The organism is Caulobacter sp. GW821-FHT10A10 (assembly GCF_059415745.1).
Map to the genome: position 1 here is coordinate 233,167 of NZ_JBWKNV010000003.1, position 25,645 is coordinate 258,811.

The 25,645-nt window shown below is 68.9% G+C and carries 28 protein-coding genes and 1 tRNA gene; 13 read left to right on the plus strand and 16 right to left on the minus strand.

The window, feature by feature from the left end; all coding sequences use genetic code 11:
• Positions 1 to 65: 65 nt before the first annotated feature.
• Positions 66 to 1,001, minus strand: a complete 936-nt coding sequence (locus tag AC07NS_RS10405) for a lysophospholipid acyltransferase family protein (RefSeq protein WP_494603027.1) — start codon at positions 999 to 1,001, stop codon at positions 66 to 68.
• A gap of 237 nt (positions 1,002 to 1,238) precedes the next feature.
• Between AC07NS_RS10405 and AC07NS_RS10410 the strand changes: the two genes are divergently transcribed.
• Together AC07NS_RS10410 and hisN are read left to right on the plus strand one after the other, a co-directional pair.
• Positions 1,239 to 1,631 carry a helix-turn-helix domain-containing protein gene (locus AC07NS_RS10410; RefSeq protein ID WP_494603028.1) on the plus strand — a complete coding sequence of 131 codons (393 nt, stop codon included), beginning with the start codon at positions 1,239 to 1,241 and terminating at the stop codon, positions 1,629 to 1,631.
• A 66-nt stretch (positions 1,632 to 1,697) separates the two neighbouring features.
• Positions 1,698 to 2,537, plus strand: a complete 840-nt coding sequence (gene hisN / locus AC07NS_RS10415) for a histidinol-phosphatase (protein ID WP_494603029.1) — start codon at positions 1,698 to 1,700, stop codon at positions 2,535 to 2,537.
• Between the two features lie 135 nt (positions 2,538 to 2,672).
• On the opposite strand, the gene AC07NS_RS10420 is transcribed toward hisN, so the two are convergent.
• The 6 genes from AC07NS_RS10420 to AC07NS_RS10445 all read right to left on the minus strand — a co-directional run bounded on the left by AC07NS_RS10420 (position 2,673) and on the right by AC07NS_RS10445 (position 6,961).
• On the minus strand, positions 2,673 to 3,101 hold the full coding sequence (locus tag AC07NS_RS10420; RefSeq protein WP_494603030.1) for an NUDIX hydrolase: 429 nt from the start codon (positions 3,099 to 3,101) through the stop codon (positions 2,673 to 2,675).
• Entirely contained in the window at positions 3,098 to 4,051 is a 954-nt protein-coding gene (locus AC07NS_RS10425; RefSeq protein ID WP_494603031.1) for an alpha/beta fold hydrolase, read from the minus strand. Before AC07NS_RS10425 ends, AC07NS_RS10420 begins: the two co-directional genes overlap by 4 nt.
• A gap of 4 nt (positions 4,052 to 4,055) precedes the next feature.
• Positions 4,056 to 4,364, minus strand: a complete 309-nt coding sequence (locus AC07NS_RS10430; protein ID WP_110119043.1) for an SCP2 sterol-binding domain-containing protein — start codon at positions 4,362 to 4,364, stop codon at positions 4,056 to 4,058.
• Positions 4,365 to 4,473: 109 nt separating this feature from the next.
• Positions 4,474 to 5,145 (minus strand): hypothetical protein, encoded by a 672-nt coding sequence (locus AC07NS_RS10435; RefSeq protein ID WP_494603032.1) that lies wholly within the window; start codon positions 5,143 to 5,145, stop codon positions 4,474 to 4,476.
• Positions 5,142 to 6,050 (minus strand): class I SAM-dependent methyltransferase, encoded by a 909-nt coding sequence (locus AC07NS_RS10440; RefSeq protein ID WP_494603033.1) that lies wholly within the window; start codon positions 6,048 to 6,050, stop codon positions 5,142 to 5,144. Before AC07NS_RS10440 ends, AC07NS_RS10435 begins: the two co-directional genes overlap by 4 nt.
• Positions 6,051 to 6,118: 68 nt before the next feature.
• Positions 6,119 to 6,961, minus strand: a complete 843-nt coding sequence (locus AC07NS_RS10445; RefSeq protein WP_494603034.1) for a class I SAM-dependent methyltransferase — start codon at positions 6,959 to 6,961, stop codon at positions 6,119 to 6,121.
• A 240-nt stretch (positions 6,962 to 7,201) separates the two neighbouring features.
• Here AC07NS_RS10445 and AC07NS_RS10450 point away from each other — a divergent pair, with 240 nt between their 5' ends.
• The 6 genes from AC07NS_RS10450 to AC07NS_RS10475 all read left to right on the plus strand — a co-directional run bounded on the left by AC07NS_RS10450 (position 7,202) and on the right by AC07NS_RS10475 (position 13,609).
• Positions 7,202 to 7,663 (plus strand): Hsp20 family protein, encoded by a 462-nt coding sequence (locus AC07NS_RS10450; RefSeq protein ID WP_110119039.1) that lies wholly within the window; start codon positions 7,202 to 7,204, stop codon positions 7,661 to 7,663.
• Between the two features lie 187 nt (positions 7,664 to 7,850).
• The gene (locus AC07NS_RS10455) at positions 7,851 to 9,422 is read left to right on the plus strand and encodes a DUF4153 domain-containing protein (RefSeq protein WP_494603035.1); all 1,572 of its coding nucleotides are present in this window, start codon (positions 7,851 to 7,853) and stop codon (positions 9,420 to 9,422) included.
• A complete protein-coding gene (locus AC07NS_RS10460) occupies positions 9,419 to 10,132 on the plus strand; it encodes a response regulator transcription factor (RefSeq protein WP_494603036.1) in 714 nt (237 codons plus the stop codon). The genes AC07NS_RS10455 and AC07NS_RS10460 overlap by 4 nt, the downstream gene beginning before the upstream one ends.
• Complete coding sequence (locus tag AC07NS_RS10465) at positions 10,129 to 11,718, plus strand: sensor histidine kinase (RefSeq protein ID WP_494603037.1); 1,590 nt, start codon at positions 10,129 to 10,131, stop codon at positions 11,716 to 11,718. Before AC07NS_RS10460 ends, AC07NS_RS10465 begins: the two co-directional genes overlap by 4 nt.
• Before the next feature lie 99 nt (positions 11,719 to 11,817).
• Complete coding sequence (locus AC07NS_RS10470) at positions 11,818 to 12,018, plus strand: hypothetical protein (RefSeq protein ID WP_110119686.1); 201 nt, start codon at positions 11,818 to 11,820, stop codon at positions 12,016 to 12,018.
• Positions 12,019 to 12,088: 70 nt separating this feature from the next.
• Positions 12,089 to 13,609, plus strand: coding sequence for a DUF8614 domain-containing protein (locus tag AC07NS_RS10475; protein WP_494603038.1), 1,521 nt, complete (start codon positions 12,089 to 12,091; stop codon positions 13,607 to 13,609).
• Positions 13,610 to 13,737: 128 nt separating this feature from the next.
• Here AC07NS_RS10475 and AC07NS_RS10480 read toward each other — a convergent pair whose 3' ends face one another.
• The 3 genes from AC07NS_RS10480 to gpmA all read right to left on the minus strand — a co-directional run bounded on the left by AC07NS_RS10480 (position 13,738) and on the right by gpmA (position 17,245).
• A complete protein-coding gene (locus AC07NS_RS10480) occupies positions 13,738 to 15,003 on the minus strand; it encodes a pentapeptide repeat-containing protein (protein ID WP_494603039.1) in 1,266 nt (421 codons plus the stop codon).
• Positions 15,004 to 15,104: 101 nt separating this feature from the next.
• Complete coding sequence (locus AC07NS_RS10485) at positions 15,105 to 16,364, minus strand: pentapeptide repeat-containing protein (RefSeq protein WP_494603040.1); 1,260 nt, start codon at positions 16,362 to 16,364, stop codon at positions 15,105 to 15,107.
• Between the two features lie 167 nt (positions 16,365 to 16,531).
• Positions 16,532 to 17,245 (minus strand): 2,3-diphosphoglycerate-dependent phosphoglycerate mutase, encoded by a 714-nt coding sequence (gpmA, locus tag AC07NS_RS10490; RefSeq protein ID WP_494603041.1) that lies wholly within the window; start codon positions 17,243 to 17,245, stop codon positions 16,532 to 16,534.
• A gap of 155 nt (positions 17,246 to 17,400) precedes the next feature.
• Between gpmA and AC07NS_RS10495 the strand changes: the two genes are divergently transcribed.
• The 3 genes from AC07NS_RS10495 to AC07NS_RS10505 all read left to right on the plus strand — a co-directional run bounded on the left by AC07NS_RS10495 (position 17,401) and on the right by AC07NS_RS10505 (position 20,515).
• A complete protein-coding gene (locus tag AC07NS_RS10495) occupies positions 17,401 to 17,646 on the plus strand; it encodes a hypothetical protein (RefSeq protein ID WP_494603042.1) in 246 nt (81 codons plus the stop codon).
• A 124-nt stretch (positions 17,647 to 17,770) separates the two neighbouring features.
• Entirely contained in the window at positions 17,771 to 19,267 is a 1,497-nt protein-coding gene (locus AC07NS_RS10500; protein WP_494603043.1) for a phosphomannomutase/phosphoglucomutase, read from the plus strand.
• Between the two features lie 192 nt (positions 19,268 to 19,459).
• On the plus strand, positions 19,460 to 20,515 hold the full coding sequence (locus AC07NS_RS10505; RefSeq protein ID WP_494603044.1) for a hypothetical protein: 1,056 nt from the start codon (positions 19,460 to 19,462) through the stop codon (positions 20,513 to 20,515).
• Positions 20,516 to 20,544: 29 nt separating this feature from the next.
• Here AC07NS_RS10505 and AC07NS_RS10510 read toward each other — a convergent pair whose 3' ends face one another.
• From AC07NS_RS10510 to AC07NS_RS10525, 4 genes are all read right to left on the minus strand, one after another.
• The gene (locus AC07NS_RS10510; RefSeq protein ID WP_494603045.1) at positions 20,545 to 20,928 is read right to left on the minus strand and encodes a response regulator; all 384 of its coding nucleotides are present in this window, start codon (positions 20,926 to 20,928) and stop codon (positions 20,545 to 20,547) included.
• A gap of 103 nt (positions 20,929 to 21,031) precedes the next feature.
• Positions 21,032 to 21,676 (minus strand): uracil phosphoribosyltransferase, encoded by a 645-nt coding sequence (gene upp / locus AC07NS_RS10515; protein WP_494603046.1) that lies wholly within the window; start codon positions 21,674 to 21,676, stop codon positions 21,032 to 21,034.
• A 375-nt stretch (positions 21,677 to 22,051) separates the two neighbouring features.
• Positions 22,052 to 22,651, minus strand: a complete 600-nt coding sequence (gene wrbA, locus AC07NS_RS10520; protein ID WP_494603047.1) for an NAD(P)H:quinone oxidoreductase — start codon at positions 22,649 to 22,651, stop codon at positions 22,052 to 22,054.
• 74 nt (positions 22,652 to 22,725) lie between these two features.
• Positions 22,726 to 23,424, minus strand: a complete 699-nt coding sequence (locus AC07NS_RS10525) for a pirin family protein (RefSeq protein WP_494603048.1) — start codon at positions 23,422 to 23,424, stop codon at positions 22,726 to 22,728.
• Positions 23,425 to 23,548: 124 nt separating this feature from the next.
• Here AC07NS_RS10525 and AC07NS_RS10530 point away from each other — a divergent pair, with 124 nt between their 5' ends.
• Both AC07NS_RS10530 and AC07NS_RS10535 read left to right on the plus strand, forming a co-directional pair.
• Positions 23,549 to 24,457 (plus strand): LysR family transcriptional regulator, encoded by a 909-nt coding sequence (locus AC07NS_RS10530; protein WP_494603475.1) that lies wholly within the window; start codon positions 23,549 to 23,551, stop codon positions 24,455 to 24,457.
• Positions 24,458 to 24,536: 79 nt separating this feature from the next.
• Positions 24,537 to 24,621, plus strand: a tRNA-Leu gene (locus AC07NS_RS10535).
• 250 nt (positions 24,622 to 24,871) lie between these two features.
• On the opposite strand, the gene AC07NS_RS10540 is transcribed toward AC07NS_RS10535, so the two are convergent.
• Entirely contained in the window at positions 24,872 to 25,222 is a 351-nt protein-coding gene (locus AC07NS_RS10540) for a hypothetical protein (RefSeq protein ID WP_494603049.1), read from the minus strand.
• A 108-nt stretch (positions 25,223 to 25,330) separates the two neighbouring features.
• A complete protein-coding gene (locus AC07NS_RS10545) occupies positions 25,331 to 25,453 on the minus strand; it encodes a hypothetical protein (protein WP_494603050.1) in 123 nt (40 codons plus the stop codon).
• Between the last annotated feature and the right edge of the window lie 192 nt (positions 25,454 to 25,645).

Sequence of the window (25,645 nt, forward strand, 5' to 3'; positions counted from 1 at the left end):
ACAGCCACCTACCTATTTTCCCGTCATTCCCGCCACAAGGGCGGGAATGACGGGAGTATAAGGTCTCAGTTCGTCGGGATCTCACCCGCCAGCAGCGCCGCATAGACCTCGTTGGGCCAGCGGCGGTGGACCCAGAACCACTCTTCCGGACGCTCGCGGATGCGGTCTTCCATGAAGGCGTTGATCATCCGCACGCCGGCCTCGATGTCGGCCGTGCGATCGCCGGTGCTGGGCGGGACGATGGGATCGTGGACCACGGCCCGGAAGCGCGCGCCCTTGGTGCGCTGCACCGACATCGGCTGCAGCACGGTGCCGAAGCGGATCGCCAGGCGCGTCGGCCCCGGCGCGGTGCGCGAGTCGTGGCCGAAGAACGGGGCCGCGACGCCGCCGTTGAACTTCTGGTCGTTCATCAGCGCCACCGACTCGCCGCGCTTCATGGCGTCGAGCAGCTCGCGGGCGCCGTCCCCGCCCTTGGGGGCGAACAGCCGCACGCCGTAGCGGAACCGGCTCTGCTTGATGCGCTCGTCGATATAGGGGTTGTTGGCCGCCCGGTAGGTCATCTGGCAGGTGACCCCGGAATCGACGATGGCCGCCGGCATCACCTCCCAGTTCGACAGGTGGCCCGAGACGAACACCACCGGCTCGCTGTCGCGGGCGATCTGGGCCAGGCGCTCGGCGTTGACCACTTCCACCCGTCCCGTGGAGGGCAGCAGCTTGTCCATCAGCGGGAACTCGCCGAACGTGCGGCCCAGCCCGTCCCACTGCTTGCGCAGCATGCCGGCGCGCCAGGCGGCGTCCTTTTCCGGGAAGGCCAGGCGCAGGTTGCGGTCGGCGACCTTGTGGGCCCCGCTCAGCGGACCGAAGGTGCGCCCGAACCAGCCGCCCAGGGCCGAGGCCGCGTCCACGCCCAGCATCCGGAACAGGCCCATGAACAGGTCGTAGCCGATGGCCTCGATACGCCACAGGAAATCTTGGGTGCGGGAAGCGCGGACTTGGGACATCGCCCCTTACTAGAGCGGGACAGCGCGGAACGGAAGTCACCCCAAGGCAACACCCGATCTTAAGTCTTTGAAATCGTCTGATTTTATCACCCAGAAATCGCCGCAATCGGGACCATGACTGGCTCCTTTCGGTGCTTTCAGGCGACTCGGCCTCGCTTGGCGCGCGACTTGCGGCTGTCAGGGCAGACCGTTCCGTTTCGGGACGGGGGAAAAGCCATCGGGGGTCAAGGGTCCATCATGGGCAATGACATCGACACTCACCTGGGCAAGCGTCTTCGCCGCCGTCGCCGGCTGCTGGGCCTGACCCAACAACAACTGGCCGGCGCCGTGGGCGTCCGTTTCCAGCAGATCCAGAAATACGAGTGCGGCGCCAACCGCATCTCGGCCGCGCGCCTGTGGCAGCTGTCCGAAGCCTTGGAAGTGCCGGTCGGCTACTTCTACGACGGGCTGTCGAACGTCGCCGCCCGCGAGACCGCGCCGGCGCACAACGACTCCGAAGGCGGCGAGATGTTCGCCCGCAAGGAGACGATCGACCTGATCCGGGCCTACTACCTGCTCGGCGAGCGTCCGCGCCGCCGCCTGCTGGACCTGGCCAAGTCGCTGAACGGCGTCGAGCAGATCGAAGCCTGACCCACGCTTCAGTTGGGCGGTTCAGTGGAGTAGCGTCGCGGGCCAGGGCAGGCTAAAGCCCTGCCCATGACGCTCTCCGCCGATCGCATCGCCGCCCTCGACGCCTTCATCGTCGAGCTCAACAGCGCCTCCGCCGGAGCGATCCTGCCGCTGTTCCGGTCCGACCATGGGCTGGAGGACAAGGCGGCGGGCAAGAACCTGCCGCGCGAAAGCCACGCGGCGTTCGACCCGGTGACCGAGGCCGACCGCGGCGCGGAAGCGGCGATCCGCAAGCTGATTTCCGAGCGCTATCCCGAGCACGGGGTGATCGGCGAGGAATACGGCGAGGACCGCCCGGACGCCGAGTTCGTCTGGGTGCTGGACCCCGTCGACGGCACGCGCGCCTTCATCTCGGGCCTGCCCCTGTGGACCACCCTGATCGGCCTGCGCCATCAGGGCCGTCCCGTGCTGGGCTCGATCGGCCAGCCCTATATCGGCGAGCTCTATGTCGGCTCGCCCGCCCTCGGCTCGCGCCTGCTGGCGCGCGGTGGCGAAAAGGCCCTGCGCGTGCGTCCGTGCGCCGTGCTGACCGACGCCATCATCGCCACCACCGATCCGGAAGCCTGCTTCGACGGCGCCGAGCTGGGCGCCTGGCGCCAGGTGCGCGCTGCCGCCAAGCTGGCCCGCCTGGGCTGCGACGCCTACGCCTACGCCATGGTCGCGGCCGGCACGATGGACATGGTCATCGAGGCCGGCTTGAAGAGCTGGGACGTCGAGGCCGCCATCCCCCTGATCGAAGGCGCCGGCGGCGTCGTCACCGACTGGCGCGGCGCTCCCATCGGCCAGCACGGCGGCCAGATGGCCATCGCCGGCGACCAGCGCGTGCTCGACGAGGCGCTCGTGGCGCTGAAAAGGTCGGCGAAATAAAGATCCTCCCCCTCTGGGGGAGGTGTCGGCGAAGCCGACGGAGGGGGGTGTGGCTGATGAGCCCGCCGCCGCCTCGAAAGCTGAAAACGTCCCCCCTCCGGCCCTCCGGGCCACCTCCCCCAGAGGGGGAGGATCTCAGAGCTTGAGCCCATCCGGCAGCAGCCGCTCACCGGCGGCGAACCGCTCCACCGCCAGCCATTCGACCCAGACGTCCTGGCTGTTCTCGTTGATCAGGAAGCGGTCGCGCTCGATCGCCTTGGGATCCGAGGTCGTGATCTCGTAGACGAACATGATCTCGTGGCCGATGTGGCCCTCATGCTCGTAGAGGTTCTCGATCACCGTCGGCGGGCCGGCGATCTCGATCGCAAAGCCCGTCTCCTCCAGGAACTCCCGGCGCAGCGTCTGTTCCGAGGTCTCGCCGAACTCGACGCCGCCGCCCAACGGCCGCCAGCCCTTCACCGAGCCGTCGTCGTTGCGCACCTCGGCGACCAGCAGCCGGTCCTCGAAGCGCAGCAGGCCGATGGCGACGACGCGCACCGCCTGCTTGGGCCGCCACGTGCTCATCGCGGAGCGACCGGATCGACCGTCTCGTCGAACGCCGCCCAGAAGCGGGCGCGGCGGTCGTCGGTCTCGATCAGGATCTCGTGGAAGGCGTCCTCGATCTCGAGGTAGCGGCCCTTGGGAATGCGGGCGGCGATCGCCTTCTGGGCCGAGGTCAGAACCCGGGTGTCGATCCCCGCCCCGACGATGGTCACCGGGATGGCGATGGCCTCGATGCCCGGCGCGCGGGCCAGCCAGTCGCAGGCGGTGAACGCAAAATCGGTCCAGCCCCAGGTGATGCCGCCGAGCGCGATATCCGGGTTGGCGCGGATCTGGGCCTGATGACGGGCGTAGCGAGCCGCATCGTGGGTCAGGGCGTCCTGCGGGAAGACGTGCTTGAACGGATCGCCCACGTCGCCCAGCACATAGTCGCCCCGCAGCGGCGTGCGGGCGGCCAGCCAAGCCAGGCCCCGCGCCAGGAAGGCCGGCGTGGCGCCGCTGTTCAGGCCCAGCATCGGGGCCGACAGCACGCAGGCGGAAAAGCGGGTCTCGCCATGGGCCAGAACGAGGCTCGTCAGGCAGCCGCCCATCGAGTGGCCGAGAGCGATCCAGGGCTTGGGCAGACGCGCCTCAAAGGCGGCCAGCAGAGCCTTGTAGTCGCCGAGAAAGTCGTGAAAGCCCGCCGCGTGGCCCTTCAGCCGGTCGGGCAGCATGCGGTGCGAGAGCCCCTGCCCTCGCCAGTCGTGCACCAGCACGACGAAGCCGCGCGCCAGAAGGTCGGAGACGACCTCGTAGTACTTCTCGATCGGTTCGCTGCGGCCGGGGCTGACGACCACCGATCCGCGCGCCTGGCCTTCAGGCGAAAAGATCGCGGCGCGGAGGGTCGCCCCATCCGCGCCGCGAAACCATTCGGCCTGGCCGTGATCGGGAACCGGCGCCTCGGGAATCGAGACCAGAGGCGCGGGCTCCCCCATCGGCTTAGCGCAGCTTGGAGAACAGCGCCGCCATCTTGGACTGCAGCGCCATCGCCGCGCCCATGTCCGACAGCTTCAGCTTGCCGGTCATGACGGCCATGGTCGGGTCCAGCGAACCGGCGCCGATAGCCAGGAAGTCTTCCTTCGACAGGGTCATGGTCAGGTCGGCCGGACCGTCGTCGTTGGTGACCGAACCGCCATCGATCAGGATGACGCCTTCGCCCTTCAGGTCGAACTTCAGGCTCTTGCCGAGGCCGCTGTCGTCGCCGACGGCGGTTTTGATCTTGTCGGTGATTTCCTGCAGAGTGGCCATGAAACGCGATCTCCCTCTTATTTGCGCGTTCAATAATGCGCGTGAGAACTTGGCGTGCACCCTGGCCGGGCGCGGCGCGCAAGTAAACACCGTTTAGACGCTCTCCACCCTATTTTTTGCTCTGGATGAAGCGCACCTGCGAAGGCGCGCCGGACAGGCGAATGCGGGTCGCGCCCTTGAAGTCGGAAAGCCGGTAGATCGGGGCTTTGCCCGACAGCGGCAGGGCCTGCGTCTTGCCGTCGGCGCCGACCACGACCCCGCCGGAAGCGCCCGGAAAGCTGAAGCCGGTCATCTTCGGCGCCAGCATGGCCATGGGCCCGGCCGCCCTGCCGATGACGCCGTTGGTGGAGTCCAGGACCACCTTCAGCTCGCCGGCCTCGTACTCGGCCGCCGGCTTCAGCACCGGTTCGATGATCAGGGTCGAACCGAACTTGGCGTCGGCCGGCGCGTCGAACTCGACCTTCGCCCCGCCCTGCAGCTGGGCCAGGGTCGGCAGGCGCTCGAAACGGCCGTCGGCGCTGATCGGCAGCGGCGTACGCGCCCCGCCCGCCTCGACCAGCATGGCCTTCAGACCCTCGGCGGGCTTGCCGTCGCGGGTCACGCGGTAGGACACGCGGGTGCGCGAACGCTCCGGTGCCGGGACCTTGAGGAAGTTCTCCAGGTAGCCGAACACCTTGTCCGCCGGGGCGACCTTGTTGCCCTGGGCCAAGGCGACCGAACCGGCCGCCAGGGTCAGGACGGCGGCGGCGACCAGCGCGCGCCTGGCGATGCGGCGGCTCATTTCGGCTTCACGAACTTGAGGGTCATGCGGTCGCTCTCCCCGATGGCGTCGTACTTGGCGTGGTCGAAGTCGGGCTCGGCCGGCTCGCCGCGCGGCGCCGACAGGCGGGTCGGCGGCAGGGTCCAGACGCCGAACGGATGGTCCTTGGTGTCTTTCGGATTGGCGTTGATCTCGCTGGATCCGGCCAGTTCGAACCCGGCCTCCTTGGCCAGCTGCTCGACATAGGCCTGCTGCACATAGCCGTCGGCGGCCAGCACATCCTGCACGCGGCCGGGCTCGCCCCGGTGCTCCTCGACGCCCAGGATCCCGCCGGGCTTCAGCGCCGCCAGCGCGTCCTTGAAGGCCTTTTCGGCGATGCCGCCGGCCATCCAGTTGTGCAGGTTGCGCAGGAACAGCACGCGATCGACGCTTCCCGCCGGCGCGACGGGGCCGCTGCCCCGGCCGAAGGTGGTGATCTCGACCTTGCCGTAGAGCCTGGGCTTGTCCTCCAGCTTGCGGCGATAGGCGGCGACGATCTCGGCGGCGGCGGGATCGGCGGGATCAGCCTCGAGCACAGCCTCGTAAAGCTTGCCGCCGGTGGACGCCAGGAACGGGGCCAGGATCTCGGTGTACCAGCCGGCGCCAGGCCAGAACTCGACCACGGTCTGGCCGGGACGGACGTCCCAGAACTCCAGGCTCTGCACCGGATGGCGCGCAGCGTCGCGGGCCTTGTCGGCGGGCGTGCGCCATTCGCCGGCCACGGCGCCGGCCAGGGTCGAGGCGCCGCCCTTGGGTTCAGCAGGCTTGGCGGCGGGCGCCTTGGCTGGTTCGTCCTTCTTGCGGCCGCAACCGACGAGGCCCGCCGCGCCGGCGGCTCCGGCAGCGGCGATCAGGCCGCGACGCGACCACGAATACGCTGGATCCATCACTCCCCCTCTACGCATGGATCCAGCCTAGGCCGCGACCTTGGCCAAAAGACGCCCGCCTCGACCGATCACGCCGGCTTCCGGAAGCGCAGGGTCATGCGGTCGCTCTCGCCGATGGCGTCGTACTTGGCGCGGTCGAAGTTCGGATCGGCCGGCTGGCCCGAGGGGGCCGACTGGCGCACCGGCGGCAGGGTCCAGACACCGAACGGGTGATCCTTGGTGTCCTTGGGATTGGCGTTGATCTCGGACTTGGCGTCGAGCTTGAAGCCGGCCCGTTCGGCCAGGGCCACGACGGTGGCGGTCGACAGATAGCCGTTGGCCCCGGCGCTCTTCTCGTCGGCCGGATCCGCGCGATGCTCCTCGATCGCCAGCACGCCGCCCGGCTTCAGCACGGCGAAGAAGTCGGCGAACAGCTTGTCGGCGACGCCCGGCTGGATGGTCCAGTTGTGGACGTTGCGGGCGGTGAGCACCAGGTCGGCCGAGCCCGGCGCGCCCAGCGGCGCGGCCACCGGTCCGAAATCGACGAACTTGACCTTGCCGTACTTGGCCTCGTCGGCGAACCGCGCCTCGAAAGCCGCGCGGCCCTTGCGGGCGCCGTCCGAGGTCTTGGGATTGGCCAGGTCGGCGACGCCGGCCACGTAGGTTCCCTTGGTGGCCTTGGCGTAGGGCGCTAGGATCTCGGTCCAGTAGCCGCCGCCGGGCGAGACCTCGATCACCGTCTGGCCGGGCTTCAGCCCCCAGAACACCAGGCTCTCATAGGGGTGACGGGCGCCGTCCCGGGCGACGCTGGCGGGTGTGCGGTCGGGCGCGGCGATGGCGGTCTTCAGAGCCGCGTCGGCGGCCAGGGCGCCGGTGGCGGGCGCGAGCGCGGCAAGGGCGGCGAGAATGAGCAAGTGGCGGCGGGCGGGCATGGCGTCTGTCTCCGTCGTCGGCCCGCGTTCCGGGCGCGCCGACCTTAGCCGCACGCGAACCGCGATCAAGCGATTCCGAAACTGAATGACGCACCCCTTGAAGTCGAAAATCGACCTCCCAACTATTCAACCGAAGGCGCTGGAAAACCGGGCCTTCCGGATCGCAGACGAGGCCGAGATCGGGTCGTCGAAGGTCCGAACACACATCGCAACCTTGCTTGAAGAGAAGGTTCTATATCTATGCGTACGATCGACCTGTCGCCCCTTTACCGTTCGCTCGTCGGCTTCGACCGCCTGGCCGCGCAACTCGACGCCGCCGCCAAGACCGAAGCCGCCTCCGGCTACCCGCCCTACAACATCGAGCGCACCGACGAGAATTCCTACCGCATCGAGATCGCCGTCGCCGGCTTCAAGCCGGAAGAACTGTCGATCGAGGCCAAGGAAGGCCTGCTGACCGTCTCGGGCCGCAAAGCGGCCAATGACGAAGCCAAGCGCTACCTGCATCGCGGCCTCGCCGAGCGCAATTTCGACCGCCGCTTCCAGCTGGCCGACTACGTGGTGGTGACCGACGCGGCCCTGGCCGACGGCCTGCTGACCATCTCGCTGAAGCGCGAACTGCCCGAAGCCCTCAAGGCCCGCACCATCCCGATCAACACCGGCGCCGACACCGCCAGCCTGATCGAGGGCGAGCAGGCCGCCTAAGGGCGCGCGACCACTTTCTTCCCTCTCTGTTCTAAGTCCCCTCCGACTTCGGGCGGCGCAGCGATGCGCCGCCCTTTTTCGTCTCTGCACCAGTTCTGCACGGCGATCGGGCGGGCCGTGCACGGCCTCGCCGCCGGGGCTGCAAGCCGCGCGGCTATCGGGAAGGCTCCGCTGATGGGGACCTCCGATGAAAGCCTTCCGCCCGCCGCCCGCCGCCGCGCCCTTCTGGATGAAGCCGGTGGCCGCCGCCCTGCTGGTGCTGGCGGCCGACCAGCTGTTCTGGGGCTATGCCGCCGGCGCCACCCTGGGCGGCTTCTGCCTGCTGGCGACCATCGCCGTCGTCCTGGTCCATCCGGCCGCGCGCCGCGCCTGGGCCTGGCTGCTGGCGGCGACGGTCTTCGGCGTCGTGATGATCGAGGCGCCCGGCCTGCTGGCCTTTGTCCTGTGGGCGATCGCCATCGCCGTGGCGGTGCTGTCGGCCCGCGCGGGTCGGCATGAGGACACCTGGCGCTGGCTGCAGCGGCTGGCAGCTCTGCTGGTCCTGGGCTTCGTCGCCCCGTTCCGCGACGTCCTGAAGGCCCGCAAGCGCGCGCCGGGATCGGGCGCGGCCCTGCGCCGCCTGCCCGTGCTGGTGCTGCCCATCGTCGGCGGCGCGGTGTTCCTGGCGCTCTTCACCATCGCCAATCCGGTGATCGCCCAGGCCGTGGCTCAATGGCGCGTCCCCCGGATCGACCTGCCCCGCATCGGCTTCGCCGTCATCGTGCTGTTCGGCGTCTGGATGCTTCTGCGGCCCAGCTTCAAGCGTCCCCTCTGGGGCCTGCCCGCCGCCAGGCCGGGCGCCGCGCCCCTGCCCGGCCTGAGCGTCGCCTCGGTGGGCCTGTCGCTGGTGGTGTTCAATACCATCTTCGCCCTGCAGAACGGCCTGGACCTGGCCTTCCTGTGGTCGGGCGCGCCGCTGCCGCAGGGCGTGACCCTGGCCGAATACGCCCATCGCGGCGCCTATCCGCTGATCGCCACCGCCCTGCTGGCCGGCCTCTTCGTGCTGGTCGCCCTGGCGCCCGGCTCGGCCACGGCGCGTTCGACCTGGCTGCGGCGGCTGGTGGTGCTGTGGGTGGCGCAGAACCTCTTCCTGGTCGCCTCGTCGATCCTGCGCACGGTGGACTATGTGGAGGTCTACGCCCTCACCCGCCTGCGGCTGGCGGCCCTGATCTGGATGGCGCTGGTCGGCCTTGGCCTGCTGCTGATCTGCTGGCGGATGCTGCGCGCCAAGAGCGCCGGCTGGCTGATCAACGCCAATCTCGCCGCCGCCGGCCTGGTGCTGGCCGCCTGCACGGTGGTGGACCTCGGCTCGGTCGCCGCCGCCTGGAACGTCCGCCACGCCCGCGAACTGGGCGGCGACGGCGAGGCGCTGGACGTCTGCTACCTGGAGCGCCTGGGCCCCGCCTCGGTCGTGGCCCTCAGCCAGCTCCGCGCCACCGCCCTGCCCCCGCTGCTGGCGGCCCGCGTGGCCTGGTCGCGCGAGACGGTGCTGAACGACCTTTCGCCCCGCCAGGCCCAATGGCGCGGCTGGTCCTGGCGCGGCCAGCGACGCCTGGACGAGGCCCTGCTGATCGCGCCGCGCGACCGGACAATCCTGGTTCCGGCCGGCACGCTGGACTGCCGCGGCCAGCAGATCGGCCCCAGCGCCCTCGAAACGCCGCCCCAACCCTACAGCGAACCGTTGACCCCGAACGTCGCAAGCGGAACATCTGCGCCATGACTCAGCCGATCCTGATCGTCGACGACGAGCCCCACATCCGCGAGCTGCTGGCCTTCGCCCTGGGCAAGGCCGGCTACGCCACGGTCGAGGCCGCCGACGGCGAGGCGGCCCTGGAGGCGATCGCCGCCCACAAGCCGGCCCTGGTGGTGCTGGACATCAACATGCCGCGCCTCAACGGCCTGGACGTCTGCCGCCGCATCCGCGCCGAGGGCCAGCTGCCGGTGCTGCTGCTGTCGTCGCGGGACGACGAGATCGACCGGGTGCTGGGCATCGAACTGGGCGCCGACGACTACGTGGTCAAGCCGTTCAGCCCGCGCGAGGTCACCGCCCGGGTCGCCGCGATCCTGCGTCGCGCCTCGGCCGCCGCCCCGCCGCCGGTCGAGGAGGCCAAGCTGGTCAGCCATGGCCGCCTCAGCCTCGAAGCCGACGCCTGGCGGGCGGCCTGGGGCGAGACCGAAACGACGCTGACCGTCACCGAGTTCGGCATCCTCTGGACCCTGGCCAGCGCCCCGCGCCGGGTGTTCACCCGCGACGCCATCATCGACCGCCTGCGTGGCCCGGGCTTCGCCCTCACCGACCGCACCATCGACAGCCACGTGCGCAACCTGCGCGCCAAGTTCGCCAGGCTGGGCGGGGTCGACGTCGTCGAGACCCGTCCCGGCGTCGGCTATCGCCTGGGGGCCTGCCAGGGCCAGGACGCCCAGGCGTGATCACGGCGCTGTCGGCCTTCAAGGACGCGGTCAAGCGCCGCTGGCCGGCCCTGCGCCTGCGCTCGATCCTGCTGGCGGTGCTGCTGTTCGCCGCCGCCATGCCGGCCCTGGGCGGGATCTTCCTGCGCAGCTACGAGAACACCCTGGTGCGCCAGACCGAGGCCGAGCTGAACGCCCAGGGCGCGGCCCTGGCGGCGACCGCGGCGGCCCTGTGGCCTGACGCGCCGCCGGTTTCCGCCCTGCCCGAACCGGATTCGGAAGACCCTGCCTACTACCGCCCCGAAAAGCCCAGCATCGACCTGTCGGCCGCCCGTATCCTGCCCGAGCGACCGACGCCGAAGCCCACCGGCGCGCCCCAGCCCGACGCCGTCTCAGCCGCCGCGCGCCTCGACCACATCTTCGCCGACACCACCCGCAGCACCCTGGCCGCCATCGTCCTGACCGACGCCCATGGCCGCGTGGTTCGGGGCCTGGGGACCGGCGGCGACCTGTCGGCCCTGCCCGAGGTGCGCGACGCCCTGTCCGGCCGGTCGGAGACCGTGCTGCGGCGGATCGGCCAGTACCGCCCACGCTATGTCTGGGAGTGGCTGAGCCGCGCCTCGGCCGTGCGCCTGCACCACGCCCGGCCGGTGGTGGTCGGCGGCCGAACCGTCGGCGTGCTGCTGCTGTCGCGCTCGCCGCGTGGCCTGTTCAAGGGGCTGCACGAGGATCGCGGCAAGCTGGCCCTGGGCGCCGGGATCATCGTGCTGGTGCTGTTCGGCTTGGCGGGCCTGGTGTCGCGCGGGGTCAGCCGGCCGATCGAGCAGCTCAGCGCCGCCACTCGCGCCATGGCCCAGGGCCGCGGCGAGCCGCCGGAGACCCCCACCACCGCCGCCGTCGAGATCCAGGCGCTGTACGACGACTTTCGGGCCATGGCCGCGGCGATCGACAAGCGCTCGCGCTATCTGCGCGACTTCGCCGCCGCCCTCAGCCACGAGTTCAAGACGCCCCTGGCCGGGGTGCGCGGGGCCATCGAGCTTCTGCAGGACCACTATCCGACCATGAGCGAGGCCGAGCGCGAGCGCTTCCTGGCCAACATCGCCGCCGACAACGCTCGCCTCTCGGCCCTGGTCGGACGGCTGCTGGAGCTGGCCCGCGCCGACATGGCCACGCCCGAGGCCGGCGTCGCCGCCGCGCCCGCCGCCGCCGCCCGCTCGGTAGCCGCCGCTCTTTCCGGCCCCGACCTCGCCGTGGCGCTGGACCTGCCGGCCGACCTGCCGCCGGTCGCCGCCCCCCTGGCGGTGATCGAGACGGTGCTGACCGTGCTGGTCGAGAACAGCCGCCAGGCCAGCGCCCGCACGGTGACGATCGCCGCCCGCAAGGACGGCGCCGAGGTCGTGCTCGAGGTCGCCGACGACGGTCCCGGCGTGACGCCCGCCGACGCCGCCCGCCTGTTCGAGGCGTTCTTCACCACACGCCGAACGCAAGGCGGCACGGGTCTTGGCCTGTCCATCGCCCGCTCCCTGGCCCGCGCCCACGGCGGCGAGACGGCCTATGTCGCTGGCGGGCCTGGCGCGCGCTTCACCCTGTCGCTGCCGAGGGCCTGAAGCCCCCTCCGCGCGTCTGCACGGAATCTCCACAGGCGGTTCATCACCGCGCCTTGGGCCGCGTTCAAAGTCTGATCTCGCCCCTACAGGAGATCACCCATGCTGACCGCCGCCCCGCCCGCTTCCGACTGCCAGGTCGAGCTCGACATCGCCGCCGGCCGCTACACCTGGAGCGTCGTGCGCCCCGACGGCATGCGCCTGTCGGGAACCGCCAGCGACCCGGCCTTCGCCCAGAGCCAGACCGCCCTGGCCGCCGTGATGCTGGACGCCTTCGCCTCGCTGAAGCGGCGGCGTTTTTAGAAGGGCCTGCCTCGTCTTGGCCATGGGGCGGGTGTAAGCGTCGCCTTCGCTTGTTTCGCAAAGGCCTTCCATGCGCGCGCTCGTTTCTCCCGCCCTGGCTCTCGCCCTGACGCTCGGCGTCTCGGTCGCCGCCCTCTCCTCCGCCCCGGCCCTGGCCGCGCCCGAGACCTACGCGACCATCCGCATGAAGACCGACACCGCCTTCCTCAGCCCCGAGGAGCGCAAGGTGGTGAACCTGCTGATCCAGGCCGCCGACCAGATGACGGCCATCTACGACAAGCAGGCGGTCGCCCAGGGCGGCCCCGACGGCCCCGGCCACGGCTTTTACCCGCCGGGCATGACCAAGGACGCGTTCGAGACCTATCTCGCCGCTCATCCCGACCAGAAGGCGTCGCTGATGGACGCCTACACCGTGGTCCGCCGCGACGGCGACAAGCTGGTCGCCGTGCCCTATTCCGAGGCCTATAAGCCCGAACTGACCAAGGCCGCCGCCCTGCTGGACGAGGCCGCCAAGGTCACTACCAACGCCAGCCTCAAGCGCTTCCTGACCCTGCGCGCCCAGTCGTTCCGCTCCAACGACTACTTCCAGTCCGAGATGGCCTGGATGGACCTGGAAGGCACGCCGATCGAGGTCGCCATCGGTCCGTACGAGACCTACACCGACGAGATGATCGGCCAGAAGGCCGCCTTCGAGGCCTTTGTCACCCTGAAGAACCCGACCGAGAGCCAGGCCCTCGACAAGTACAAGGCCTATCTGCGCGACATGGAGGCCAACCTGCCGGTCGCCGACAGCTACAAGAACTTCAAGCGCGGCGGGGCCTCGCCGATCGCCGTGGCCGAGCAGATCCGCGGCGGCGGCGACAATCTGCATGGACCCCAGACCGTGGCCTTCAACCTGCCCAACGACGAGCGGGTGCGCGAGGCCAAGGGCGCCAAGAAGGTGATCCTGTCCAACGTGCTGGCCGCCAAGTACGAGGGCATCCTCTCGCCCATCGCCTCGCGGGTGCTGGTCGCCGACCAGGCCGCCCTGGTCAGCCAGAAGTACATGACGCTGGAGACCCTGTTCCACGAGCTGTCGCACAGCCTGGGCCCGGGCTCGATCACCGTCGCCGGCCGCGCCACCACCGTCTCGGCCGAGCTGAAGGACATCGCCGGCACCGCCGAAGAGGCCAAGGCCGACGTCATGGGCGCCTGGAACATCCTGTTCATGATGGACAAGGGCGAGATCCCGGCCGCCGAGCGTTCGCAGCTGTTCGCCACCTACACTGCCGGCATCTTCCGCGCCGCCCGCTGGGGCGACGAGGAGGCCCACGGCCGGGGCGCGGCCCTGCAGTACGGCTACCTCAAGGCCAAGGGCGCCTTCGTCTACGATCCGACCGCCAAGCGCTACCGCATCGACGACGCCAAGATGGCCGCCGGCATCCGCGACCTGGTGGCCGACATCGTCAAGCTGCAGGGCGACGGCGACTATGCCGGCATGGTGGCCTTCTTCGACCGCTACGCCCACCTCGACGACGACGCCCGCGGCGTGATCGCCACGCTGAAGGACATCCCCGTGGACATCACCCCGGTCTATCCGGCGAAGGTGTGATGATCAGATGCTCCCTCTGAAGGGGGAGCTGTCGCGGAGCGACTGAGGGGGAAGTGATTGCGGCATCTCGGCAGCCGCTTCCCCCTCCGGCCCTTCGGGCCACCTCCCCCTTCAGGGGGAGGATCTTGCTAAGCCGCCGGCGCGAACTCCACGCCCTGCACCTGGTTCAGGTCGCAGTCGCGGAAGCTGGCCTTGGCGATGCGGGCGCCGGTAAAGTCGGCGCCGCGCAGATCGGCGCCGTCGAGGATGGCTTCGGAAAGGTCGGCGGTCTGCACCATGGCGTAGCGCATCCGGGCGGCCGCCAGGCTGACCTGGGTCTGGCGCTGGGGACCGAGCGGCAGCGGCGACAGATAGGCCTGGCGCAGGTCGGCCTTGGTCAGGTTGGCGCCGGTCAGCTTGGCCCCGCGCAGGTCGGCCCCGCGCAGATTGGCCGCGCGCAGGTCGGCGTTCTGCAGGTTCGCGCCCTGAAGCTGGGCGCCCGACAGGTCCATGCCGACCATGCAGGCGCCCTTGGCGGTCATGGCGGTCAGGCGCAGGCCCTTCAGCCGATCGCCGAGCGGACGCAGGTCCTCGCCGTCGAGACGGGCCGCCTGCCCTTCCTTGCCGCCGGTCTGGCACCATTGCTGGTTGGCCAAGCACCGGGCGTAGAGTTCGCGGGCCTTGTTCACGGCTTCCGGCGTCGAGGCCGTCAGGGCGCCGGTCATGTGCGCGCCGCTGGTCCGCGCGGTCGAGGTGTCGACCCCGGCCATCACCGAGCCCTGCAGGTTGGCGCCTTCCAGGTTGGCGCCCTTGATGTCGGCGTTATCGAGGATGGCGCCGGCCAGGTTGGCTTCCTTCAGGTTGGCGCCCGACAGCTTGGCCCCACGCAGGGAGCAGTCGGAGAAGTCGGCCTTGAAGGCCGAGACGCCGGTGAACTGCGAGCCGTCCAGGGTGGCGCCCGAGAAGTTGACCTCGTCGACCTCGCCGTTGCGGGTTTCGTGCTTGAGGGTGTCGAGCCCCTTGCGGGGGTGCGGGATGGCGATCTGGCCTTCGCGGAAGTCGGCCTGGGTCAGGTCGGCCTGCGAGAGGTTGGCGCCGCGCAGGCAGGCCCCGCGAAGGTCGGCGCGTTGCAGGCTGGCCTGGCGCAGGTCGGCCTTGCGCAGGTCGCAGCCGAACAGGCTGGCGCGGTCCAGCTTGGTGCGCACCATGCGGCAGCCGTCGAGGATAGAGGCCGACAGGTCGGCGTCGGTCAGATTGCGGAACGACAGGTCCAGGCCCGACAGGTTCATGAACCGCAGCGAGGCGCGCTTGCCGCCCTGCTTGCCGGTCACGAACTTCTCGTGGGCCGTGACGAGCATGTCGAGTTCGGCCTGGCTGAGCTTGCGGCGGCCCGCAAGATTCTGCACGGCGTTCATTGCGGGACCCCCTCCCGACTCTGCGTAAGTCTCTTGAATTTCATCGGATAACAGGAATCGACGAGCGAACGGTTAAGGCCGCGTCTTTTCGTCACAATTGCTCAGATGACGTCGTCCAACCCCCGCGCGCCCAGCCGGATCGCCCCGGTCAGGTCGACATCCTTGAGGTTGCCGTTGGTGAAGTTGGCGCGCGACAGGTCCGCGCCGGCCATGCAGGCGCCGCGCAGGTCGGCTCGGGCCAGATCGGCGTTGGTCAGCAGCACGCCGGTCAGGTCGGCCGGCAGCAGCCGGTCCTTGCCGATCAGCAGCGGACCGAGTTGGGCGTCGCGCAGGTCGGAGCCGGAAAGCTTGGCGCCCTTCAGGCGCGCCCCGCGCAGGTCGGCCCGGCGCAGGTTGCAGGCCCGAAGGTCCGCCCCTTCCAGCTGGGCGCCCTGCATCTGCACGCCTTCCATGTCGAGGCCGTAGAACACCGCGCCCTTGGCCGACAGGGCCGTCAGGTTGAAGCCGCGGATGCTCTTCAGATTGCGCAGGTCGGCCCGGTCGAACGACGAGGGCTTGCCCTCGGCGCCGCCGGTCTCGCACCAGCGGGCGTGGTCGGCGATCATCTGCTCGTAGGGCATGTCGGAAACGTCGACGCCCGAGGCCTTGTCGGTCAGCGCCCCTTCCATGCTGGCCCCGGTGACATTCCAGGACAGGGTCTTCACCCCCACCAGCACGGTGTTGCGCAGGTCGGCGCCGGACAGGTTGGCGCCCGAAAGGTCGGCCCCGGCCATGTTGGCGCCGTTGAAATTGGCCTGCTTGAGGTTGGCGCGCACCAGCTTGGCGTCCTTCAGGATCGCGTCGCTGAAGTCGGCCTTGGTGGCGACGATGCCCGACAGCCGCGAGCGCTCGAGGTTGGCCCCCGAGAGGTTGGCGCCGGCCGCATAGGCCTCGCGCTGCACCGGCTCGATGATGCGGAAGCCTTCCTTGCGGTCGGCGGCGGCGATCTGGCCTTCGCGCAGATCGGCCTCGAACATGTCGGCGCCGGTCAGGTTGGCGCCGCGCAGGCTGGAGCCGCGCAGGTCCGAGCGCCGCAGCGAGGAGTCGGTCAGGTCCGCCCCCTGCATGTCGGCGCCGTAGAGATTGGCGTTGTCGAGCTTGCAGCGGCGTAGGTCGGCGCCGACCAACAGCGCGCCGGTGAAGTCGGCGTCGCACAGGTTACGACCCGCCAGCACCAGTCCGGACAGGTCGCAGAAGGCGAACACCGCGCGCGCGCCACCGAGCCGAGCCGACCACAGGCGGTCGTGCTTGGCGCAGATCACGTCCACTTCTTGTTGCGTCAGGCGCCGGTATTCCTGGCCTGCCGCTGCCGGGGTGTTCATGCAAGCTCGCGTCTATTCCCCCTAAGGGTACGCCTACTTGATGCGCCTGGCAGCATTAACGTCGTGTTTCCAGGCACTTCCTGCGCGCAAGAAGCACCTGAAACGACCTAGGGTTCCTTTCGCCCTCGGACGAAAGGAACCCCGGAAGATCTTGCGTACGACCTGGATCAGCCGATGGCCGGCAGCTTCTCGGCGCGGGCCTCGTCGAGGTAACGGGCGCCCACCGGCTTCAGATCGGCGTCCAGCTCGATGGCCAGCGGGTTGCCGGTGGGGATCTCGACCTTGACGATCTGGTCGTCCGGCACCGCGAACAGGTGCTTGACGATGGCGCGCAGCGAGTTGCCGTGGGCGGCGACCAGGATGTTCTCGCCGGCCTTCAGCTTGGGGGCGATCGCCTCTTCCCAGTAGGGCAGCACGCGCACCAGGGTGGTGGCCAGGCTCTCGGTCGAGGGCAGGCTCGCGCCCTTGTAGCGGCGGTCGCTGGCGAAGTCGTACTCGCCGCCCGGTGCGAGCTCCGGGGGCGGAACATCGTAGGAGCGGCGCCAGATGGTGACCTGCTCCTCGCCGTGCTTCTCGGCGGTCTCGGCCTTGTTGAGGCCGGTCAGGCCGCCATAGTGGCGCTCGTTCAGGCGCCAGTCCTTGGTCACCGGCACGAAGCTTTGCGCGGCCGCGTCGAGCGCCAGGTTGCAGGTGCGGATGGCGCGGGTCTGGACCGAGGTGAAGGCCTCGTCGATGTCGAGGCCGGCGGCCTTGATCAGTTCGCCGCCCTTGCGGGCCTGGGCCTCGCCCTCGGCGGTGAGATCCACGTCCACCCAGCCGGTGAAGCGGTTCTCGAGGTTCCACTGGCTCTGGCCGTGGCGAAGCAGGACGAGGACGGGCATCGGAACTCCCTTGATTGGTCCAGCGCGGGCTAAGGCCGCGCGGGGCCGCCGTCAAGCGGCGCGACGCCCGGTGGCGCAAGGGCGGATGACGCCGCGTAAGCATCTGGCCGAGCATCGCCCCTGTCCCGCCACGAACGACGTGCTATAGCCGGACCATGCCCGATCGCATCTTCATGCCCCTCTGCGCGCTCGTCGCCCTGGCGATGATCGCCTTCGCCATGGTCTGGCCGCAGGGCTACGGCGACCGTTCGCCCGGCCCCTTCGGCTCCACGCCCCTGCAGCAGACCCCGGAGATGAAGGCGCTGATCGAGCGAGAGAAGGATTCGGCCCGCCGCAGCGACCAACGCCGCCAGCGCGAAGCCGACGCCGCGGCCGCCGCCACCGGCGGTCTCGCACAATAGGCGCCCGACGCGACGCCAAATCTCGATCAACCGTCACATTGATCGATCATCGTCATACGAAGAGGGTGGCAAGCAACCACTCCGACAGCTAAACGCACCCCACCACTCATTGAAGCGAGCTCCTATGTTCTCGACTCCCCGCGCCGATCTGGTTCCGAATACCGCCGCTTATGAAAACGAGCCGCTGGTCAAGGCGACGGGTTTCCGTGAATACGATGCGCGCTGGCTGTTCGGCCCCGAGATCAACTTGCTGGGCATTCAGGCCCTGGGCCTGGGCCTGGGCACCTACATCCAGGAACTGGGCCAGTCGAAGATCGTGGTCGGCCACGACTTCCGCTCCTACTCCTCGTCGATCAAGAACGCCCTGATCCTGGGCCTGCTGAGCGCCGGCTGCGAGGTGCACGACATCGGCCTGGCCCTGTCGCCCACCGCCTATTTCGCTCAGTTCGACCTCGACATTCCGTGCGTCGCCATGGTCACCGCCAGCCACAACGAAAACGGCTGGACCGGCGTGAAGATGGGCGCCCAGAAACCGCTGACCTTCGGCCCGGACGAGATGGGCAAGCTCAAGGACATCGTCCTGAACGCCAAGTTCGTCGAGCGTGACGGCGGCAAGCTGATCCGCGTCGAAGGCCAGGCCGAGCGCTACATCGCCAACGTCGCCACCCGCGCTCAGATCAGCCGTCCGCTGAAGGTGCTGGCCGCCTGCGGCAACGGCACCGCCGGCGCCTTCGCGGTCGACGCCCTGCAGCGCATGGGCGTGTCGGACGTCGTCGGCATGGACACCGACCTCGACTACACCTTCCCCAAGTACAATCCGAACCCGGAAGATCTGGAGATGCTGCACGAGATGGCCAAGGCCGTCCGTGAGCACGGCGCCGATCTGGCCTTCGGCTTCGACGGCGACGGCGACCGCTGCGGCGTGGTCGACGACGAGGGCGAAGAGATCTTCGCCGACAAGATCGGCCTGATGCTGGCCCGCGATCTCGCCCCGCTGCACCCGGGCGCGACCTTCGTCGTCGACGTCAAGTCGACCGGCCTCTACGCCACCGACCCGATCCTCAAGGAGCACGGCTGCAAGGTCATCTACTGGAAGACCGGCCACAGCTACATCAAGCGCAAGAGCGCCGAGACCGGCGCCCTGGCCGGCTTCGAGAAGAGCGGCCACTTCTTCATGAACGCCCCGCTGGGCTACGGCTACGACTGCGGCCTGACCGCCGCCGCCGCCGTGCTGGCCATGCTCGACCGCAACCCGGGCAAGAAGCTGTCGGACCTGCGCAAGGCCCTGCCGATCGCCTTCACCTCGCTGACCATGAGCCCGCACTGCGACGACGAGAAGAAGTACGGCGTCGTCGCCGAGGTGGTGAAGGAATACGAGGACCTGTTCGCGGCCGGCGGCTCGATCCTGGGTCGAAAGATCACCGAGGTGATCACCGTCAACGGCGTGCGCGTGCACCTGGACGACGGCTCGTGGGTGCTGGTCCGCGCCTCGTCGAACAAGCCCGAAGTGGTGGTCGTGGTCGAGAGCACCCAGTCGGAAGACGACATGAAGGCCCTCTTCCACCAGGAAGTGAAGCCCCGCCTGGGCGCCCGGGTGGGCAAGTACAACCAGGAAATCTGATCGGCCCCACGGCCCTGACGAACGAAAGGCCGGGGAGCGATCCCCGGCCTTTTTGCTATTTGGCTCCGGCATCCGCCAAGCGATAGCAACTCGCTTGACGCAACCCTGAGCTTTTGATCAAGCTTGACCTTGACATGCAAGGGGGCTGGCATGACGCGAAGGCTGGGCGTTCATATATCTGCGCCTCTGGCGATGGTTGGCCTGATCCTAAGCGGCGGTCTCGACCAATCAAAGGCGCAGGAACGCTTTCAACCTGTGCCAGCGATCGGCCCTATCAATCAGTTCGACAACTGGCATGGAGATACGGCCGGCTTCGACGCCATCCAGGCTGAGACAGCGCCTGCGGTCCTGCAACTGATGCAAACAATGACTGGCTCAGGCGCCATCAACCGCATCACCCGCTGGCGAGGTCAGGCCTACGAAGGCAGCGGCATCATCTATCCGCCGGAATTGAAGAACGGCCGCTGGGTGTTCAGTTACAATTTCGACGTGATCCCGACCCGAGGTCCGATGGGCGGCGGCCTCTATCGGATGCGGCTGCTTGGCGAACTGTGCGCGGAGGATCGCGCAGGCGGCGGCCTAGCCTACTGCGGGCGTCGCGATCGCCTGCTCTATGGACCCAAGCAGACCACCCAGACCTATGACGCACTCCTGGAGGACGCGCTCCACCGCACCACCCTCTTCTGGCAGCCGCGCTATGTCTATGACGCTGGCAGTCTGCGAGAGGTCGAGGTCCAGGCCAAGGACACCGCCGGACGTCCGGTGACGATCAGCCTGAAGGCAAGTTTCGGCAATAAGGCCTATACCCAGAATGTCCGGGTCAGCCTGTCCGAGGGACGCGTGACATGCCTGGACGTCGGCTACATGGGGCGCTGCAAGACGACGCCGCCCATGACCGACGACGTGCAGATCATCGCGGCTCGGCAGGAGCGCGAACGACGCGAAGCCGCCGCCGACCAAGCCTCCCGGGCCGCTCAAGAGGCGCAGCGCCTCAAAGATCTCGGCCCCTGCTTGCGTGACGCCGGTGTGCGGACACCCCAAGAGACTGTTCAGATCGTCGACGGTTACGGCGACCTCAAGCGCTTTGAAACCCGGGCCGGAACACCCGTTCAAGCCTATGAGAACATCTGCACGCGACCGGTGCGCTACACCGTGTCCTGCCTCGGCTTCCGCCAAGACGGCGCCGTCAGCGCCAAGTCGTCTTTCACGACGCCTTTGTTCTTCTGCCAGGTCGTCGCCAAGAACTAGACGCGGTCGGGAGCGGCCCTCTGACGACCCTACGCCTCGGCCCTCAAGACCTCGCCGATCCGGTCCAGCAACGCCTTGCCCGTGAACGGCTTCATCACGTAGCCGGCCGCGCCCAGCTGCAGGGCCTGGACGATGCGGTCCAGCCGCCCCTCCCCCGTCAGCATCAGCACCGGAATCTCGGCCCCGCCCGGCACGGCCTTCAGGCTGCGCAGGGCGTCCAGGCCGGAAAGCCCCGGCATGCGCACGTCGAGCAGGATCAGGGCCGGCGGCGCAGCCTCGACCGCCGACAGCAGGTCTTCCACCGTCGGATAGGTGCGCACGGCGTAGCCGCCGCGCCCGAGCTGGATCTCGACCAGCTCGCGCGTCAGGGCGTCGTCGTCTGCGACATAGATCAGCGGCGGCGTGACAAGCATGGCGTACCGAAAGGTTAACGCCGTTGCTTAACCCGCCTGAGGAGTCGCGCAAGTGCGCAGACGCACAAACAGCCCCGCTTTGGGGCCGACGCGCGCCGTCCGGTCAGCGGGTGCCGAAGGTGCGGTCCCCCGCGTCGCCCAGGCCCGGCACGATATAGCCGTGGTCGTTGAGCGAGGCGTCCACCGCCGCCGTCCAGATCTGCACGTCCGGGTGGGCCGCGCGCAGGGTCTCCACGCCCGGCACCGAGGCCAGCAGGCAGACGAACCGCAGGTCGCGCACGCCGCGCTTCTTCAGGAGGTCGATGGCGGCGACGGCCGTGTGGCCGGTGGCCAGCATCGGATCGACGACGATGACCAGGCGGTCGGCGATGTCTTCCGGGGTCTTGAAGTAGTACTCGACGGCCTCGAGGGTCTGCGGATCGCGATAGAGGCCGATATGGGCCACGCGGGCCGACGGCACCAGGTCGAGCATGCCCTCGGCCATCCCCAGGCCCGCGCGCAGGATCGGCGCGAACACCAGCTTCTTGCCGGCGATGACCTTGGCCTTGGTCGGGGCGACGGGGGTCTGAATCTCGACCTCGTCCATCGAGAGCTCGCGCGTAACCTCGTAGCAGATCAGGGTCGCGGTCTCGCGCATCAGGGCGCGGAAGGTCTTGGTGGAGGTTTCCTTGTCCCGCATCAGGGTCAGCTTGTGCTGCACCAGCGGGTGATCGACGATCGTGACGCCCTGGGCGGATTGGGTGGGCATGGGCGGCGGTATCCTGGTCTTGAAACGGCTTTGCCGCTCAAGTGCCGCCTTCTGGCCCGAAGGCCAAGCGATAATCAGCCGGCCAGACCGACGATCGTCCTGAAGGCCCACACGGTGCAGGCGATGCAGACCAGCAGCGTCATGAAGTCGGCCATTCCCGACCTCCGCTTGACTGCTTTGTCCTTCTTCGCCACGCCCGCCTCGCTGTCCCCTGCGTGCGAGCATCTTCGCGCATCAGGCTGAACGTGATGCTTCCAAACGCGGTTAAGCCGCCGTTTTCCAAAGAAAAACCGCGCCGCGCTTCCTGGGGGGAGGATGAAGCGCGACGCGGCGGTCAGGCCAGGTCGGGATGGGGGAGGAACCTGGCCCGGTCTCTTAGCCGTGCAGCTTGATAGCCGCGGCGGCGATCAGTTCGCCCTGGTGGCGGGCGCCGTCCAGGTCGATCTGGGTCGGCTGGCGGCTGCCGTCGCCGCCGGCGACGGTGGTGGCGCCGTAGGGCGCGCCGCCGACGATCTCGTCGTTGCTCATCTGGCCCTGGTGGCTATAGGGCAGGCCGATGATCGTCATGCCGAAGTGCAGCAGGTTGGTGATGATCGAGAACAGAGTGGTTTCCTGGCCGCCGTGCTGGGTGGCGGTCGAGACGAACGCGCCGCCGACCTTGCCGTTCAGCGCGCCGCGGGCCCACAGGCCGCCGGCCTGGTCGAGGAACGCGGCCATCTGCGAGCTCAAGCGGCCAAAGCGCGTGCCGGTGCCGATGATGATGGCGTCGTAGTCGGCCAGTTCGGCGACGGTGGCGATCGGGGCCTCTTGATCCAGCTTGAAGTGAGCGCCCTTGGCGATCTCTTCCGGCACGGTTTCCGGAACGCGCTTGATGTCGACGGTCGCGCCAGTGCTGCGAGCGCCTTCGGCGACGGCCTTGGCCATCGTCTCGATGTGGCCGTACGACGAGTAGTAAAGGACCAGAACCTTGGCCATGAGAGTCTCCTAGGGAAGTCTTCTTTGAGGTTGGGGAGGAAAAGACGCGGCGACCTGCGCCGCGTCTTGAAGGTTTAGGCGGCGTCGACCAGCACGAGTTCGGCGTCTTCCAGAGCCTTCACCCGGATGGTGTTCTCGTTGGCGATCGCCGCGCCGTCGCGGGTGTTCAGCGCCACGCCGTTGACTTCGACCTTGCCGGTCGAGGGCACGAGGTAGGCGTGGCGGCCGTCGCCCAGCGAATACTCGGTCTCTTCACCCGCCTTCAGCGTCGCGCCCAGGACGCGGGCGTCGGTGCGGATCGGCAGGGCGTCGGTGTCGCCTTCGAAGCCGCTGGCCAGGGCCACGAACTTGCCGGAGCGGTCGCCCTTGGGGAACGGCTTGGCGCCCCAGGCGGGCGGTTCGCCGCCGCGGTCCGGAATGATCCAGATCTGGAAGATCTTGGTCACGCCCGGCTCGAGGTTGTACTCCGAGTGACGGATGCCGGTGCCGGCGCTCATCACCTGCACGTCGCCCGCTTCGGTGCGACCCTTGTTGCCCAGGCTGTCCTGGTGGGTGATCGCCCCCTCGCGGACATAGGTGATGATCTCCATGTCGTTGTGCGGGTGCGGCGGGAAGCCGGTGCCGGCGGCGATGGTGTCGTCGTTCCAGACCCGCAGGGCGCCCCAGTGAACGCGCTTGGGATCGTGGTAGCCAGCGAACGAGAAGTGGTGCTTGGCGTCGAGCCAACCGTGATTGGCGCCGCCCAGGCTGTCGAACTTGCGAACTTCGATCATATCGATCTCCCGGTGTGTCAGGTGGGGAAGCCGTGTCGGCGTCTCCGTTGACGAGGAAGATGGAGACAGATCGCCCGAACCGAAATAGAAATGGTCGAAAGAAACCATTTCTAAAATTGACATGATGAAGCTTCCCGACTTCGAAGCCTGGGCCGTGTTCGCCAAGGTGGCCGAGACCGGCTCGTTCGCCCGGGCCGCCAAGGACCTGGGCCTGTCGAACGCCACCGTCTCCAAGGCCGTCTCGCGGCTGGAGCAGCGGCTGGGCGCCACCCTCTTCCACCGCACCTCGCGCCGGCTGTCGCTGACCGACAGCGGTCAGAGCTCGCTGGAGGCCGCCAGCCGCCTGCTGGCCGACGGCGAGGCGCTGGAGCTGGAGGCCTCGGCCCAGTCGGCCGTCCCCCGCGGCCTGGTGCGGATGGCCGCGCCGATGTCGTTCGGCATCGGCTATCTGGGCCCTGCCCTCTCCGACTTCTTCGCCCTCTATCCGGAGGTGTCGGTCGAGCTCTCCCTGTCCGACCAGCTGGTCGACATCGTCGAGGACGGCTTCGATCTCGCTTTGCGGATCTCGGCCCTGGAGGATTCCAGCCTGCTGGCCCGACGCCTGTGCCCGGTGCGGGTGATGCTGGTCGGCTCGCCGGACTATTTCGACCGCCACGGCCGGCCCCAGCACCCGAAAGACCTGACCGGCCACCGCGCCCTCTTCTACACCGGCGGCCGCTCGCGCGACGCCTGGCGGTTCGAGCACCCCCAGCAGGGCCAATACGCCATCAGCGTGCCGGCCCAGTTGCGCGCCAACAACGCCGACGTCTTCCGCGCCCTGCTGCTGGAGGGCCAGGCCCTGGCCATGCAGCCCGACTTCATGGTCTGGAACGACGTCGCCGACGGCCGCCTGGAGCAGGTCCTGGCCGACTGGACCCCGCCCCCCATCGCCATGCACCTGGTCACCCCGCCCAGCGCCATCCGCCCGGCGCGGGTGCGGGTGCTGATGGAGTTCCTGGCCGAACGGCTGGCGAAAGCGCCGTGGCTGGGGTGAGTGAAACGCCTCTGGAACTTCCGGGCGACCGCTGCTAGGAAGTCGCCTCTTCGCTTCGCCCCCGGGCAAGCAGCGAAGCGCGGGCGTGGTGAAACTGGTAGACGCGCCGGACTCAAAATCCGGTTCCGAAAGGAGTGTCGGTTCGACCCCGACCGCCCGCACCAGCTTATCTGACAAGAGTTTTGTGTCGTCAGGCGGTAGGCTTCCGCGAGGAGGCGCGCCTGTATGCGGCGCGTCCTTGCCCCCGATCGCCTCCCTCGCCCTCGTGGCGAGGGCCCATGCCGGCGACCGCTCAGATCCAGGCCGTCCTGCGAAGATCTGAGCAGCGGAACCATGGATCCTGGGCACAAGGCCCAGGAAGGCGATAGATGAATAGGCCCGACCGGCGAACGTCGCCCAGTCCAGGCCCCAAGCCTATTTCAGCCAGACCCGGACCTCCCACGCCGCGCCGTCGTCCTCGACGAACTCCGTCGCCCAGGCCAGCACGTCGGGGTGGGTGATCCAGAAGCCGTAAGGCGGCGAATGGCCGGTATTGCTGAAGCTCAGGTCATGTTCCCGGCCTTCCGGCACGTCGGCGTTAGGCATGGCCCATTGCTCTTCCGGCGGGGGCTCGATGGCGTCGACGAAGTGCAGGCTCGCCCGCAGCAGCCCCGCCTCCGTCGCCTCGGTCGCCACCTCGCGCGTGGCCGGATGGCGCTGCAGGAAGGCGACGCCGGCGTCGGTGGTCAGGACGATGGGCTTGAGGGCGGAAAGCGGCGTGGTCATGCCGGCAAGCTAGTCGAGCCCGCCGGCCGACGCCAGCACACGCCAAAGCGCGCCAAGGCCGCCAGCATCGGGCGGCCTTGGCGATCGATCAGATGAAATCTCGAAAGACTAGTCGAGGTCTTCCTCGGCCGCCGCGGGCGCTTCGCGCCAATTGCGGACCAGAATCACGCCGCCCCAAACCACGACGCCGACCGCCAACGCAATCAGCGCCGGCCATTGGACCAGTTCCATTCGTTCCTCTCCCCTTATTTTTCTCGATGCAATCACAGCTTGGCGAACAGCGCTACTGGGTTTGATCGTATGGGGACGAATTCGAAGATCGGCGTTACGAGCATCGGGACAGCCCGGCGGCCGATGAGGGCGGCCGCGGAGTTCCGGCTGACATGGGCTTCCCGCCATGCTCAAGCTGCACCATCCCACGTC